Here is a 15,400-nt window from a genome sequence, read left to right on the forward strand (position 1 = left end):
TCACCTTTTATCCAGTTCGAGTGTCTTCGAGTTGTTGCCCAGGCTCAGTGTGGCGCTGGTCGCCGTGACTTCCTTGACGGTGACCTTGGTGTCGGGCAGCGTCTGACCGACCGACACGACCACGAAGCCGTCCTTGCTGCGGAAGATGGCGGTGTTCACGGGGCCCAGCACCACGGCGTTGAACGCCAGGTCCTGCGCCTGCACGAAGGAGTCGAGTTCATTCAGGGTCGGGACGCTGGCGTTCCCGCTGCCCAGGTCCGTGATGACCTGCGGCGTGCCGGGGCGGGGCGTGCCCGTCACGGGCGCGGAGGTGCCGCCGCCTGCGCCCGCAGCGCCGGAAGAGGTGCCGGTGCCGGAGACCGGAGTGCTGGTCTGGGGGGTCAGGGTGGGCACGCGGGTCACGCTGGGCACGCTGACGCCCGCCACCGGGGGCTTGATGGGCGCGGGGGTCGGCTCGGTGCCGGTCCCGTTGCTGCCTGCGCCGTTACTGCCATTACTGCCCGTACCGCTACTTCCAGTGGTGCCGTTCCCGGTTCCCGGCGTGATCACGACTGGCTCGGTCCCGCCGGGGATGGGCGTCACGACCACGGGGGAAGCGGCGCTGCCGGTGCTGCCGTCCCCGCCAGGAATGGGAGACACTGGCAGCGGCCCGGCGCCCGACACGGAGCCGCTGCTCGTGCCGGGCAGGGGCGTGATGGCCAGGGGACCGTCCGCCGAACCGAACGAGTCGGGGTTCGTGGGAACCGTGACCGGCTCGGGCAGCGCCGCGCTGGGCGTGGAGACCGGCGTGGTGGCCGGAGTGCCAGAGTCGCCGCCCGCCGACGCGGAGGCGTCGAGTTGCAGGGGCCGGAAGGGGTTGTTGCCGGGCACGGAAGCCAGCGCCGCCTCGGGGTTAATGCCGGACGGGCTGGGCGGCACGTCGGTGGAGGTCGTGGGGTCGGTGGCGCTGCCGTCGGTGGGGAAGGGCGGGATCACCTCGACCTGCACGGGCGCGTCGGGCTGCACGGCCACGCCGGGCGCGGTGCTGGGCGTTTCCGTACCGGTTTCCGGGGTGGGGGCGGGCGTGACGGGAATGGTGTCGTCACCCGGGCCGCCTGTCACGGCGGGCGGTTGCGGCTGGTTGGCCAGTTCATCGCTGGCGCTGCGGTTGGTCAGCAGGTACCACAGGCCGATCAGGGCGACCATGAGCAGCAGCAGCAGCAGCAGCTTCATCTCACGGGAGAGTTTCACGGGCGCTCGCGTCACTGGGTGCCTCCTGCGGGAGCGGCGTTCGGGGCGTCTGGAGCCTGCGGCGTCTCACCGGCAGCCGGGGTCGCCTGGGCCGGGTCGAAAGTGTACACGGTCAGGGCCAGCGTGCCTTCCAGCGTGGGATCAAACGTCGTTGCGGTCGGAAGTTGCAGGGCCACGTTGTTCACGGTCGTGAAACGGCTCATGGTTTCCACTGAGCGCAGCATCTGGAATAGCTGAGCGAAACGCCCGCTGACCGCCACGTTCAGCCCGATGGGCCGCACGCCGGCCGGCAGGCCCGCCGTATTACCGCCCTGCACGGTGAAGCTGTTCATGGTCGCTCCGGCGGCGCTGGTCGTCAGGCGCAGCTCGTCGAGTACCCCGCCGAAGTTCGCGGTCTGCGGCAGCGCGGCCAGGAACTCGTCCTGCTGCACCTTGAGTTTCGCGACCTCTTCACGCAGGGCCGGGACCCGCTGGGCGTTCGAGCGCAGCGTGGTCACACGGGTCGTGATGGTATCCAGTTCGCCCTGCAGGTTACTGATCTCGGTCTGCCGGGGCGTGAAGCGCATGGTGAAGTACAGCGCCAGAATGATCAGGCACACGCCCAGCGCTACGAAGAACAGATTTCTGGGAGAGAGTTTAGTTAACACTGCCGCCCCCCTGCGTGGTTCCGGCCGGCGCGGCTGGAGCGGCCGGCGCGCTGCCCGGCGTGGCCGGATCGGTCGCGGACGCCGTAGCCGTGGCCTCCTGCACGATGCCCACGCTGGCGCTGAAGGAGTACTGTCCGGTAGCACTGTCCGTCTGCATGGACCGGAAGTTCACGCCGAAATTCGGGTTGGTCTCGAACGTCCGCAGGAACGTCACGACTGCCTGCTGACTGGATGCCGAGCCGGTCAGGTCAATTTCCCGGCCGACGTTCTTGCCGCTGTACACGCCGGTCTGCTGCAGGCTGCTCAGGGCGTTGGCGTCCAGCGCCTTGATGGTCATGCTCTTGACGGCCACGCCACTGCCGGTCGGCAGCTGCGCCGTGAAGGCCGCCAGGTCGTTCGTCCAGTAGGTTTTGCCTTCGCGCAGCTGGTTGGCGATCGCGGTGATCTGCTCCAGCTGGGTCTTCTCGGTGGTCAGCTGACCGTACTCCCGGTTGACGGGGGCCAGCGCGGTGGCCTCGCCGTTCAGGCTGTCGATCTGTTTGCGCAGGTCCCCGGCGCGCGTGGCGGTCATGACTTCCGGAATGAGGAGGGCGGCGACCGTGACCGGAATCAGGGCGTACGTGGCAAAGCGCCAGGCGCTGGGTTCCGACTGCTTGCGGTATTGCTGCGGCAGCAGGTTGATTTCAACCACGGTTGGTCACCCCCCGCAGCGCCAGCCCCAGCGGCACGGTGAATTCGGGCGCGTTGGCCTGCAGGTACCCGGTGTCCACGTTCGCCTGATCGGTCTGCACGGTCAGCCAGGGGCTGGCGACCTCTACCCGGAAGCCCAGTGCGTCGCTGATCGCGGCGGCCAGTCCGCGTAGTTTTGCGCCGCCGCCCGCCAGGAAGGTCCGGTCGATGACCACGTCGCCGCTCTGCACACGGTAGAACTCCAGGCTGCGGCGGATCTCGGTGATCAGGTCGCCCAGTACCGGGCGGATCACTTCGAACACGCGCGCCGGGCTGTACTGCTCGCGGGCCATGTCGAAGTTCAGCAGGTCTTCCTCGTCCTCGGTGGGCGTGGTGGCGGTCGCGTACCCGAGCTTCACGTCCTCGGCGGCGCTGAAGTCCAGGTCGAAGGCCTTCTGCAGCGCGGTCGTGAAATCGTCGGCGGACACGTTGATGTTACGGGCCATCAGCACCCGGTCGCCGCGCACGAGGTTGATCACGCTGCTGCTCGCGCCGATCTCCATGACCAGCGCCACCTCGCCGGCCTCGGTGTAGTTCGTGCCGGTCAGGGTGCTCTTGGTCAGGTGCTCGCCCAGCAGGTTGCCGCGCAGGGCGCGCAGCGACGCGAAGCTCTTGAGGTCCACCACGGTCGGTTCCAGGCCCGCCAGGCGCAGCACCTCGATCTGCCGCGCGATCGCCTCGGTGGGTGCGGCGGCGATCACGACTTCCATCTGACCGTCCTCGGGGATGGTGCTCAGGTCGTCAAGCAGGTCGAAGTCCAGGCTGACGTCGTCGATGGGGTAGGGAATGTAGCGCTCGGCTTCCCACTTGATGGCTTCTTGCAGGTCCTTGCGTTCCATGCGCGGCACCATGATGTTACGCGTGACCGCCACCTGGTTCGGGACGGCGGTCACGGCGTACTTGGTGGTGATGCGGTGCTGGGCCAGCAGGTTTTTCAGTTCGGTCGCGACGGCCTGCGGTTCGACCACCAGCCCGTCGCGCATGCTGCCGATGGGGGTGGGCACCATCACGGCGTGCTGGAGGGAAGGCGGTGAGCCGGGGCGCAGGGCCACGACCTTGATGGCACTCGTGCCGATTTCCACGCCGAGGGCATTCGGGCGTGGGTTTAAGAGACGGTTCAGGAAACTCGACATTCTCCCTCCAGGATCACGCGGATTTTAGCATTCACTCATCTGGCGTCGTGCGGGCCCAGAGGGAGCAGAGGTGGGAAGACGGAAGTGAGGCGGCTGGACAGGCATGTAAGCACCATGCAATCACCTTCACGCTTACGGAACTCTGACACCCCCGGAAGAAGCTGGGAGGTGCGTGCAGCAAGGCGTTTCTCCTGCGCCGGCGTACCCCGTGAGGCGAGGGGGTACGCAGGGTGGACCTGCCCCTGAATCCACCCCGAACATGAAGGCGTCCCGGGCTGAGGCAGTTGCAGTACACCACACAGTACCCTTCATCTTGCTCACGCGGCCTGCTGCCCCGGCCGGCGCGCGCAGGTCCAGAGCGCCGACACACCCCTTCCGGGGGCGTGGACCCCGGAACGCCATCCCTGCGGCGCGCGGTTGGCGCTGGCGATCAGGGACCACCCAGGTCGGCGCTGAAGGTCCGCACGGCCCCCGACCCGGACACCGTGACGATCTGCGCCCCCACCCGCCCGACCCGGCCCGGCCCGTGCGCAACGCCCGTCACCACCCGCCCCGCCGCGTCGACGCGTTCCAGTTGCTGCCCGGTCAGGCGGTACGTGCCCCACGGCGTCCCCACCTGCGGGGCCGCGCTGCCCACCGCGCCGTCCAGCGTGACGCTCAGGAACGCCGCCCCCCGCGACAACGTGGCCCCGTCAGAGACGCGCCTCACCGCGCCGTCCACCAGGGCGTACTCGCGGCCGTCCCCTCCGGTCACAGCGGACGACGGGAAGCCGGTCAGGGAACGGACGGCCGTGGGCGTTCCCGCGTAACTCACGGCGCTGCCGTCCTGCCGGTACACCTGCGCGCCGCTCAGGGCTGCGGCCTGACCAACCGGCACCGTCCGCGCCGCGCGGTCCAGCGTGACGATCACCCCCAGGTCAGGAACGGCTGCCCAGGCGTCCCCGCCGTTCCAGCCGACATCCACCACGGCCGGCAGGCGCGGGCACTCTGCGCGGAACGACGGGGCGCGCGCCACGCAGGCCCGGCCAGCGGATACCCACGCCACGCCCTGCTCACTGAACGCCGCCCGGAACGCCGCCGCTGCCGGAAGCTCCTCCAGCGCGGCAGGCGCGCAGCCGGCCACCCAGCCCGGCAGGGACAGCAGGACAACCAGGGAACGCAGGCGGCCAAAGCGGGAGGCGCGGGAAACCATGTCCGCATTCTGCCGCGCCCAGCCCAGCGTCCCGTGAGGGCCACACCGGCCAGCGGCTCCCGCCCACCACCCCTGGCCGGTGCTGCACCCCCGGGCCGGTTATTCCAGCCCATCCCGCGCGGCCAGCAGGGCGTTCACGACCACGTCCAGTCCCACGCCCTCCCGCGCGCGTTTTTCGGGCGTCCAGCTGATGCCCCGGCTGGCCTTGACCAGCAGCACGTCCCCGTCCCGCACCTCGGCCAGCAGCGCGTCCAGCAGTTCCGGCACGCTCGCGAAGGCCCGCTCGCCCAGCTCGGCCGCGAAGGCCCCCACCCCGAAGGTCAGGTCCGCGTGCGTGCGTGCGTACGCGCCCACCCCGGCGTGCAGTTCCTGCTCGGTCGGCCCGAGTTCCAGCATGCGCCCCAGCACACTGATCCGCCGTCCCTGCCAGCCGCTCAGGGCGTCCAGCGCCGCCCGCACCGCCACGGGCGAGGCGTTGTACGCATCGTCGATAACCGTGAACCGCCCCGGATGCACCCGGTACCGGCCGCCGGGCACACTGACCGCCGCCAGCCGCGCCGCCGCCTCTGGCAGTGGCACGCCCGCCTGCTGCGCCAGCGTCAGGGCCAGTACCGCCGCCTCGGCCTGCACCCGCGCCGCCAGCGGCAACGTGACGGGCACGCCCGCAAACCGGAACGACGCGCCCTGCGGCGTCACCGTCAGGTCCTCGCCCGCATGCGTGACGTCCCCGAACCCGTAACTGTCCACGCCCGCGTAGTAGGCCGCCGCCTGCGCGCCCACCAGCGCCCGCACCGGCTGTCCGTCCACGCTGCGCAGGATCACGCCCTTCTCCCGCACGATGCCCTCGATACTGCCCAGCTGCTCCAGGTGCGCCGGGCCGATACTGGTGATCACGCCCACATCCGGGCGCACCAGGTCCACCAGCTCGGCCATCTCGCCCAACCGGTCGATGCCCATCTCGACCACCAGCGGCCGCCCGGAAGCGCCCAGTTCGATCAGAAAGCAGGCAATCGCGGGCATGGTGTTGAACACCGGCATAAAGTGCGCGTCCAGCGCCGCCGCCACGAAACTCTTCGCAGTGGTCTTGCCCGCGCTGCCCGTCACGCCCACCACCAGCGGACTGAGCGCCCGCTGCTCCCGCGCCCACGCCAGCAGCGCCGAGTGCGCGTCCGGCACCCGCACCGCGCGCGGCACATCCAGGTCCGTCAGTACGAACGGGGCGCCCGCCGCCAGCGCCGCCTCCACGAACCGGTTCCCGTGCATCGACTCGCCGGGCAGGGCCACGAACGCCACCTCGGGCGACACCTGACGCGAATCCCAGGTCAGCCGCCGCGCCGGACGGGCCTCCGGATGAACAGCAGCGGCAAACGGCAGGGGCAGCAGGGGATCAACCATGACGCACCAGCATACCGGCCCTGACCACGCCCCCATGAGCAGCGGCCGTCCAGAACCTCTGGCCAGCGCTGCCGCGATGTGTACCGGGTCAGCTGCGGGACGGCCTGACCTTTCCAAAAGCTGACGTTTCTGTGCGTACAATGTGCTCTACATGAACAAATCGACCGCTGTGCTTCTGCTGACCTCGGCCCTCGGCCTGACCGCCTGCACCGAAACGCCCCGCACCCCCGAACCGGTCAACGTCACCATCCTCGGCCTGAACGACTTCCACGGGAACCTCGCGCCCACCAGCTTCACCAAGGCCGACGGCACCAAGATCAGCGCCGGCGGCATCGAGGCCATCGCCGCCGAAGTCAGCGACGCCCGCAAGGCCAACCCCAACACCATCTTCGTGGGCGGCGGCGACCTGATCGGCGCCAGCCCCATCAGCAGCGGCCTGCTGCGCGACGAACCCGCCGTGTACGCCCTGAACGGCATGGGCATGAAGGTCAGCGCCCTGGGCAACCACGAGTTCGACCAGGGTCTGGACGAACTGTTCCGCATGCAAAACGGCGGCTGCGCCAGCAACGACACCACCAAGGCCTGCCAGTACGACACCACCTACACCGGCGCGACCTTCAAGTGGATCGGCGCAAACGTCGAGTACAACGCCACCTCCGGCAAGACCGGCAAACCGTTCGCGCCGTACATCATCCAGGACATCAACGGCATCCGGATCGCCTTCGTGGGCGCCGTGACCAAGTCCACGCCCGGCATCGTGTCCCCCGACGGCATCAAGGCCCTGACCTTCACCGACGAGGCCGCCGCCGTCAACAAGTACATCCCGGAAATCAAGAAGCAGAAACCCGACGCGATCATCATGCTGATCCACGAGGGCGGCGAGATCGTCCGTCTTGACAAGGACGGCAAGCCTATCAACCAGGACGTGAACTACAGCACCGTGGGCTGCAAGGTACTGGATGAGAAGAGCCCCATCGTGGATATCGCCAAACGCGTCGATCCTGCCGTGAGCGCCATCATCAGCGGCCACAGCCACCAGGGCTACAACTGCCTCGTGCCCGACCCGACCGGCAAGGACCGCATCGTCATCCAGGGCGACTTCTACGGTCACCTGCTGCAGCGCCTCGACCTGACCGTCGACAAGGCCAACCACAAGGTCATGACCGTGGCGGCCGCCAACCTGGTCGTGAACTACGACGAGCGCAAGGCGAACGGCACGCGCGACGCGGCCATGACTGCCATCATCACCAAGGCTGACGCCAAGGTCGCCGCGATCAAGAACGTGCAGGTCGCCACGCTGGGTGACGCGCAGATCCAGCGCGGCGTCAGCAACGCCCGCAACACCGAGTCCCCGCTGGGCGACGTGATCGCCGACGCGCTGGTCTACACCACCAAGAACCAGGGCACCCAGATCGGCCTGATGAACCCCGGCGGCATCCGCGCCGACCTGCCCGACACCACCCAGATCAAACCCGGCAACGTCGTGAACTTCGGTGACGTGTTCGCCGTGCACCCCTTCGGCAACACCACCACTGTCGTCAGCCTGACTGGACAGCAGATCAAGGACCTGCTGGAACAGCAGTGGAGCGGCGCGAACGCCGCCGCCGTGAAACTCCTGCAGGTTTCCGAGGGCTTCAAGTACAAGTACACCCTGGGCAACGCCGACGGGCAGCGCGTGAACATCGCCGACATCACCCTGAACGGCACGCCCATCAGCGCCACCGCCACCTACCGCGTCGCCACCAACAACTTCCTCGCGGCCGGCGGCGACAACTTCACGGTGTTCAAGGCCGCCACCAACGTCGTGCAGCTCCCCGGCCTGAGCGACACCGACGTCCTCAGCCAGTACCTCAAGGCCTTCGGACCCAGCCTGAAGAACGTGGTCAAGGGCCGCATCACCAAGCTCTGAGCTGACTCCGATGGAATGGTTTGTAAAAACCGTTCAATCCGAGCGGAGCGAGCAGGAGCAACGAGGATCCGGGCGTGGAGTTGGCAACCCGGTGTGGTTCCGGGTTGTTAACGAAACAGACGGAATCCGTATGAGCTGACTGCCCGGCCTGCCCAACTGGCGCCCGCCCTTCCAACGTGGAGGGCGGGCGCTGCCGTACCCTGAACGGCATGACCCACCATCACCTCGGCACCGGCGCCATTCACACGGTCTGGGATCAGGCCCTGCCTCCTGCCCTGACCCTCGACAGTGGCGATACGGTCACGCTGGCCACCCTGGACGCCTCGGACGGCGGCGTGGCCCGCCGGGTCGCGGCAGGCGACCTGAACGCCCCGCCGGAACTGCGCGCCCTGATCGTCGCGGACGCCCACCCGGAACGCCCCGGCCCGCGCGGGCACCCCCTGACCGGCCCCATTCACGTGCGCGGCGCGCAACCCGGCGACGCTCTGCGCATCGAAATCCTGGACGTGCAGACCGCCACCTGGGGCTGGACCGGCTGCCGACCCGACGGCATCGGCCTGCTCGACGCCGCGCTGGCCGCCGAGGGCCTGACCCCCTACACGCACTTCTGGGACCTGCGCGCCCGCACCCACACCGACTTCCTGCCCGGCATCCGCCTGCCCCTTGCGCCGTTCCCCGGTGTGATCGGCGTCGCCCCCGCCGCGACCGGCCCGCACCCCACCGCGCCGCCACGCCATGTGGGCGGCAACATGGACATCCGGCAACTCGTGACTGGCAGCACCCTCTGGCTGCCGGTTGAGGTGCCCGGCGCGCTCCTGTCGTGCGGGGACCTGCACGGCGCGCAGGGCGACGGGGAACTCTCGGGCACCGGCATCGAAACCGCCGGGCAGCTCACGCTGCGCGTGCATGTGGAACGCAGCGCGGGCGTCACCACCCCCGAATTCACCACCCCCACCAGCGGCGGCACCAGCCGGCAGTGGCACGCCACGACCGGCCACCACCCGGACCTGATGACCGCCGCCCGCACCGCCCTGCGCGCCCTGCTGCGCCGCCTGCAAGCGCGTGGCCTCACACTGGAGCAGGCATACGTGCTGGCCAGTGCCTGCGTGGACCTGAAAATCAGCCAGATCGTCGACGCCCCCAACTACACCGTCAGTGCCTTCCTGCCACTCGACATCTTTGGTGGGGCAGAAGGCTAGAGGCGGAAGGCAGAAGGCGTGCTGACCTTCGCCATCTGCCATCCGCCTTGTGTATGTGTGACAGATCGCCCTGCGCGAAGCCCGCCATCACGCTGGGTTGGGGCGGGTGTGCCTGATCATGCCCACAGCTCGGGTGATCATGGGCCGCTCACGGGGGCCTTTCTAAGCTGCGTTCAACCCGGCCAGGAAGCCGGGAAGGAGGCAGGACTCATGATGAATGCGAAGGGTCTGGGAATGCTGATGGGCGGGCTGGTCACCTGGACGCTGCTGGGCGCGGCATCGGCACAGGGTACCTTGGGGCAGGGCACCTTCGGGTCGGGGACGCTCAGTCCGCTTCAGCCGGTGCTGAACCCGAATGTCCTGCGGGCCGTGACGGGACCGCCACTGCTGGTGCTGCCGGACGACGGCGCGGTGACGCTGGTGTGGCCCGGCGACGCGCGGGCCGCCGGGTACGACGTGTACCAGGGGAGCCAGAAGCTGACCGCGCAGCCCCTGCGGTCCGGCAAGGCGGGCGGGCCGATGTCGTTCCGGGTGAAGGGCCTGAAGAACGGGCAGCGGTACGACTTCCGGGTGGTGGCGCTGGGCGACCCGAAACTGGCGGCAGCGATGTCCCCGGCTCCGGCGTCCGGCGGGCCGCTGGTGTGCGCGCGCTACCCGGTGCAGGGCACGGACATGGGCGCGCAGTCGCAGAACGTCCGGGTGGGCGGCGCAGCGACTGTGACCGTGAACGGCGTGAATCTCGGCCTCTCGGGTGGGGGGCTGTACCAGGGCACCCTCCCGGCTCCCGTGGCGGTGGGTGCGCCGCTGAACCTGTTGACGCGGGTGGGCGAGTGCCTGGTGTTCGCGTCAGACGTCGTGCCGGAAGTGCCCGCCCTGACGGCCCCGGCGGCGGGCAGTAGCCTCGCGGCATCGGCGGCGCTGCCGGTCGCGTGGACGTCCGCGAGCAGCCCGCAGCGGTTCGTGGTGTCCGCGACCTGGGTGACGGGGGGCGCGGGAACCGGCTGGCGCTCCGGGGACCTGCCCGGCGCGACGCGTAGCTTCAGCATCCCGGCGGGGACACTCCCGGCGGGGCAGACCGTGAAGGTCCGCGTGTACGCGTACAACGACGGGACGTTCGTGGGCAGCTTCACGCCGGACTCGCGCATGGCGATCCGGGGCGGGAACGAGGCCGGTCGGGACGTGACGGTGCAGGCCGCCGCGCCGAACCCTCCGGCGGTCAGCTGGGGCGACCCGCACCTGATCACGCTGGACCAGACGGCCCTGGAATTCCAGGCGGTCGGGGAGTTCGACCTGACGCAGGCCACCACCGACGACTTCCGCGTGCAGGCCCGCCAGCGCCCCTGGGGTGGCAGCCGCGTCGTGAGCGTGAACACGGCGGTCGCCACCCGCATGAACGGGCAGAAGGTCGGCGTGTACGCCGGAATGATCCCCGCGCTGCGCATCGGCGAGGCGGGCGTGCGCACGGACGTGCCCGCCGGGGGCCTGGACCTGGGCGGCGGGCACCGCGTCACGCAGAGCGGCAACGTGTACACCCTGGACTTCCCCGGCGGGGAGCGGCTGGCCATCACGAACAACGGCGGGTATCTGGACGCCCGCCTGACCCTCCCGGACGTCCGGCGCGGGTGGGTGCGGGGCGTGTGGGGGAACTTCGACGGTGTGACCACGAACGACCTGACCGCGCGGGGCGGCGCGGCCCTGAGCAGTCCCGTGACGACCGCCGACCTGTACGGCGTGTTCGGGCAGTCCTGGCGGGTGCCGAACCCCGCCGAGTCCCTGTTCGTGTACGACACCGGTGAACGCTTCGGAGGTTTCGATGACCCGGCCTTTCCGTCCGCGCCGGCGGTCGTCCCGGCCGGCGCAGCCGCCGGCGCCGAGGCGACCTGCCGCGCGGCGGGCGTCACCGACCCCCTCCTGCTGGACCGCTGCGTGACCGACGTGGCCCTGACGGACAATCCGCGCTTCGCGGCGAGCAGCGCCGAGACGCAACCCGCCCGCGATCAGGTGCGCCTCGCCCTGCCGGACCTGACCGTCACCGCGTTCAGCGCCGTGTACAGCGGCACCTGCGCCAGCGGCGCGCCCCTCGTGACCGCCCGCGTGACCGTCCGGAACGTCGGCGCGGCCGCCAGCCCCGCCCGCAGCGACGTGGGTCTCGCGCAGGTCGTGGACACCCGCGACGAGACCCTGAGCGCCGGGTACCGTGGCAACGGCGTGGGCCTCCCCGCCCTGGCCCCTGGCGAGAGCGCCACCGTGACCGTTCCCGTGTACTACCCCGCCACGCAGCCCACCAGCGCACCCGGCCCGCATACCTACGCCGCCCGCGTGAACTTCGGCATGTACTTCCCGGAAGCCAGCACCGCCAACAACCGCTTCATGACCACCCAGACCGTGACTGTGCCCGCCGGGGACTGCCGCTGAACAGGGCAGTAGGCAGGAGGAACAGCGGAAAGGCCGGAGGGAGGATCCTCCGGCCTTTCTCTGCGGCGATGTGATCCACTCACCCCACGGCTCTCACTCCAGCGTGACGAGGTAGTCGTACAGGTCGGGGCCGCCGGCGTGCGCTTCGACTTCGACCATGGGGAATGCGGCGCGGATCCTGGTGCTCAGGGCGTCGAGGTCCTCCTGGGTTTTCTGTGGGCCGCTGAAGACCGTGACGATCTCCTGTCCGCTGAAGTGGCGGTTGAGCATTTCCATGACGCTCTCTTCGGGCGTGCCGCCGCTCTGGGTGAGTTCGTCGTCGATCAGGCCGATCACATCGCCCTCGGCGATATCCAGGGTGCGGCCGTCTTTCACGGTGATGTTGGTGGTGCGGCTGGCACGCGTGACTTCGAAGGTCGTGACGGCGCGCGCGGCCTCGGTCATGGCGTCCACGAGGTCGGCGGCGGGGACGTCCGCGCTGAAGTTCAGGGCGGCTCCGATGCCCTGCCCGAGCGTGCGGGTGGGAATCACGACGGCGCGGCCTTCCATGAGTTCCATGGCTTTCTCGGCGGCCATCAGGACGTTCTTGTTGTTCGGGAGGATGATGACCTGCTCGGCGCTGACGGACCGGACGGCGTCCACGATGTCCTGCACGCTGGGGTTGGCGGTCTGCCCGCCGGACACGATGCGCGCCCCGAACGACCGGAACAGTTTCACGAGGCCGTACCCGTTCGCCACGGCGACCAGTCCGCTGGGCTGGATTTCCTCCTCGGCGCGGGCGGACGCTCCGGCCATACCGAGGATTTCCGTGTGCTGCTCGCTCATGTCCTCGACCTTGGTTTTGAGCATCTTGCCGTGACGGCCGACCGTGGCGAGCAGTTCGTCGGGCTGGTTGGTGTGAATGTGGCCCTTGACGTACCCTTCGGCGCCCACGACCAGCAGGCTGTCCCCGAACGGGCTGACCAGTTCACGGATTTCCTCGATGGGCGCAGTGGCGTGGCTCATCAGGAACTCGGTGCAGAACCCGAATTCCTCGTTCTCGAACTGCTCCTGCGCGTAACTGGTGATCTCGGGGGCGGGGGGCAGCGCCTCGCCGCGCAGCGCGGCCAGCATTCCCTGCACGAGGTACAGGTACCCCTGGCCGCCGCTGTCGATCACGCCCGCCTGCTTCAGCGCGGGCAGCATGTCGGGCGTCTGGTCCAGCAGTTCCTGCCCGCGGAACAGGGCCTGTTCCAGGACGCCCTCGGCGCTGTCGGTCTCGCGGGGCAGCGCGGCGCCCTCGGCCACGCCGCGCGCAACGGTCAGGATGGTGCCCTCGACGGGTTTCATGACCGCGCCGTACCCGGTCTTCTGCGCCGCCTGGAACGCGCGGATCAGGGTGGCGGTATCGACTTCCCGCGTGTCCTTGATGGTGTCCGCGAAGCCCTTGAGCAGCTGCGAGAGGATCACGCCGCTGTTGCCACGTGCGCCCAGCAGCGCGCCGTAACTGATGGCGCGCGCCACGCCCGGCATGGAGTTCTCGTCGCAGGTGTCGAGTTCGCGCCGCACGGACTGCATGGTCAGGTGCATATTCGTGCCGGTGTCGCCGTCCGGGACAGGGTAGACGTTCAGGGCGTTCACCTGTTCGCGGTACACGCCGAGCCAGTCGGTGGCGTAGCGCAGCATGTGTGCCAGGGTCGCGGGGGTCAGGGTGACGTGCCCGGCGGGCTGGGGGGTCTGGTCAGACACGCTGGACTCCCACGGCGTGCACGCGAATGGCGGTCAGTTCGGTGCCCGCCTGGGTTTTCAGGGTGTGTTCCACGCGCTCCACGATATTGCGCGCGACCGTGGGAATGCTGACACCGTACGCGACGACCACGTACAGGTCGGCGCTGTAACGCCCGCCGTCCCGGCCGATCACGACGCCGTCACTGACGTTCGCGCGCCCCAGCACGCGGCTGATGCCTTCCTTCAGGTTCGCGGGGGCCATGCCCACCACGCCCGGAATCTCGTGGGCGGTCAGCCCGATAAGCGAGGCGAGGGCCGCCTCGGTAATTTGAATAGAGCCAGTCACAGTAAAGGGCAGTATACCGCCCGGCTGGCCTGCGCCCGCCGCAGGGACTGGCCTCGCGGGCCGTCCCGCGTGCCGGAACCCGCCGGGGGTTGGCCGTGCTGTACTGCGGGCATGCCCCTTGTTCAGAAGCTGGAGCGCGCCGACCTGACCCTCACGTTCGTCGGGACGGGCGACACCGACCGCGTGACCCGCGACCTGAAGCCCGGCGAGGTGCGTCTGCGCGCCCGCAGCGAATCGCACGACGAGGCCGCCGCCCTGATCCCCCAGAGTCCAGGCGAGGCCCGCGAGGTGGGCGAGGCCCTGGCGCGACTGGCCCGCGAGGTGCGCGCCGCCAGCGTGCAGGTCGCCGCGACCGACCACGCCGCCGCGCTGGCCGGGGCCGCCCTGAGCGCCGCGTGGCAGGACGCCCGTTACCGCGCGCCCACCGACCGCCCGGAGCTGACCCTGGCCGCCGACGGCCTGGGCAGCCAGGAGGCCGCCCGCGTGACCGGCCTGCACGCTGGGGTGACCTTCGCCCGCCACCTGACCAGCGCGCCTGCCAACGTCCTGAACCCGGCCACGCTGGCCCGCGAGGCCCGCACCCTGGAAGCCCTGGGCCTGGATGTGGACATCTGGGACGGCCCGGACATCATGGCGCGCGGCATGGGCCTGCTGGCCGCCGTCGCTGCAGGCAGCACGCACGGCCCGCGCCTGATCCGCGTGACCATCCCTGCGCGCGGCGAGGCCACGCGGGTGCTGGCGCTGGTCGGCAAGGGCATCACCTTCGACACGGGCGGGTACTCCATGAAACCCCCGGCCGGGATGTACGGCATGAAGAACGACATGGGCGGCGCGGCCGCCGTGCTGGGCGCCATGCGCGCCCTGGCCGACCTGCGCGCCCACATTCCCGAAGGCACCGAGGTCCGCGCGTACGTGGCCGCCGCCGAGAACATGGTCGGCCCCGACGCCATGCGCCCCGGCGACATCTACCGCGCCGCCAACGGCCTGCAGGTCGAGGTCACGAACACCGACGCCGAGGGCCGCCTCGTGCTGGCCGACACCCTGACCGTCGCCTGCCAGGAAGGCGCGACCGAACTCGTGGACCTCGCCACGCTGACCGGCGTGAAGATCAGCGCCCTGGGCAACGACATCGCCGCGCTGTTCAGCAGCGACCCCGCTCTGACCGACCGCCTGAAGACGGCCGCGCTGGCCGCCGGGGAACTCGTGTGGGAACTGCCACTGCACCAGCCGTACCTGAAAGCTTTCCAGAAAGGTACGCTGGCCGACCTGAAAAACAGCGACATGGCCCCCGCCGGAGGCAGCATCAAGGCCGCGCTGTTCCTTCAGCAGTTCGTCACGCGCCCCTGGGCGCACCTGGACATCGCCGGGAACGCTGCCCGCGACGAGAACGCCACCGGCTGGGGCGTGGGCACCCTCGTCGAGTACGTGCTGGGCCGCTGAAGGAGGAAGTGGTGAGTGAGTCGTGGCCAACTTCCCACTTACCACTTCCTGACCGCCA

General features: G+C 69.8%; 12 protein-coding genes. 4 read left to right on the forward strand and 8 right to left on the reverse strand.

Going from position 1 to position 15,400, the window contains the following annotated elements; translation table 11 throughout:
- The 6 genes from M8445_RS09970 to murF all read right to left on the reverse strand — a co-directional run bounded on the left by M8445_RS09970 (position 1) and on the right by murF (position 6,326).
- Complete coding sequence (locus tag M8445_RS09970; RefSeq protein WP_273987618.1) at positions 1-1,245, reverse strand: hypothetical protein; 1,245 nt, start codon at positions 1,243-1,245, stop codon at positions 1-3.
- Positions 1,242-1,877, reverse strand: a complete 636-nt coding sequence (locus M8445_RS09975; protein ID WP_273987619.1) for a type IV pilus inner membrane component PilO — start codon at positions 1,875-1,877, stop codon at positions 1,242-1,244. Before M8445_RS09975 ends, M8445_RS09970 begins: the two co-directional genes overlap by 4 nt.
- A complete protein-coding gene (locus M8445_RS09980; protein WP_273987620.1) occupies positions 1,867-2,568 on the reverse strand; it encodes a fimbrial assembly protein in 702 nt (233 codons plus the stop codon). The genes M8445_RS09975 and M8445_RS09980 overlap by 11 nt, the downstream gene beginning before the upstream one ends.
- The gene (gene pilM / locus M8445_RS09985) at positions 2,561-3,739 is read right to left on the reverse strand and encodes a type IV pilus assembly protein PilM (protein WP_273987621.1); all 1,179 of its coding nucleotides are present in this window, start codon (positions 3,737-3,739) and stop codon (positions 2,561-2,563) included. Before pilM ends, M8445_RS09980 begins: the two co-directional genes overlap by 8 nt.
- A gap of 430 nt (positions 3,740-4,169) precedes the next feature.
- Positions 4,170-4,931: a hypothetical protein gene (locus M8445_RS09990; protein ID WP_273987622.1), complete on the reverse strand. Its 762-nt coding sequence runs from the start codon at positions 4,929-4,931 to the stop codon at positions 4,170-4,172.
- Positions 4,932-5,030: 99 nt separating this feature from the next.
- A complete protein-coding gene (gene murF / locus M8445_RS09995; protein WP_273987623.1) occupies positions 5,031-6,326 on the reverse strand; it encodes a UDP-N-acetylmuramoyl-tripeptide--D-alanyl-D-alanine ligase in 1,296 nt (431 codons plus the stop codon).
- A gap of 151 nt (positions 6,327-6,477) precedes the next feature.
- On the opposite strand from murF, the gene M8445_RS10000 reads away from it, so the two are divergent.
- From M8445_RS10000 to M8445_RS10010, 3 genes are all read left to right on the forward strand, one after another.
- Complete coding sequence (locus M8445_RS10000; RefSeq protein WP_273987624.1) at positions 6,478-8,235, forward strand: bifunctional metallophosphatase/5'-nucleotidase; 1,758 nt, start codon at positions 6,478-6,480, stop codon at positions 8,233-8,235.
- 209 nt (positions 8,236-8,444) lie between these two features.
- Positions 8,445-9,434, forward strand: a complete 990-nt coding sequence (locus M8445_RS10005) for an acetamidase/formamidase family protein (RefSeq protein ID WP_273987625.1) — start codon at positions 8,445-8,447, stop codon at positions 9,432-9,434.
- A 210-nt stretch (positions 9,435-9,644) separates the two neighbouring features.
- Positions 9,645-11,849 (forward strand): VWD domain-containing protein, encoded by a 2,205-nt coding sequence (locus tag M8445_RS10010; RefSeq protein WP_273987626.1) that lies wholly within the window; start codon positions 9,645-9,647, stop codon positions 11,847-11,849.
- Between the two features lie 93 nt (positions 11,850-11,942).
- Here the strand turns inward: M8445_RS10010 and M8445_RS10015 are convergent, their stop codons facing one another.
- The gene (locus tag M8445_RS10015) at positions 11,943-13,514 is read right to left on the reverse strand and encodes a DAK2 domain-containing protein (protein WP_273990880.1); all 1,572 of its coding nucleotides are present in this window, start codon (positions 13,512-13,514) and stop codon (positions 11,943-11,945) included.
- A 55-nt stretch (positions 13,515-13,569) separates the two neighbouring features.
- Entirely contained in the window at positions 13,570-13,902 is a 333-nt protein-coding gene (locus M8445_RS10020) for an Asp23/Gls24 family envelope stress response protein (protein ID WP_273987627.1), read from the reverse strand.
- Between the two features lie 111 nt (positions 13,903-14,013).
- On the opposite strand from M8445_RS10020, the gene M8445_RS10025 reads away from it, so the two are divergent.
- The gene (locus tag M8445_RS10025) at positions 14,014-15,342 is read left to right on the forward strand and encodes a M17 family metallopeptidase (RefSeq protein ID WP_273987628.1); all 1,329 of its coding nucleotides are present in this window, start codon (positions 14,014-14,016) and stop codon (positions 15,340-15,342) included.
- Positions 15,343-15,400 lie beyond the last annotated feature (58 nt).

It is taken from the genome of Deinococcus aquaticus (assembly GCF_028622095.1).
GTDB lineage: Bacteria > Deinococcota > Deinococci > Deinococcales > Deinococcaceae > Deinococcus > Deinococcus aquaticus.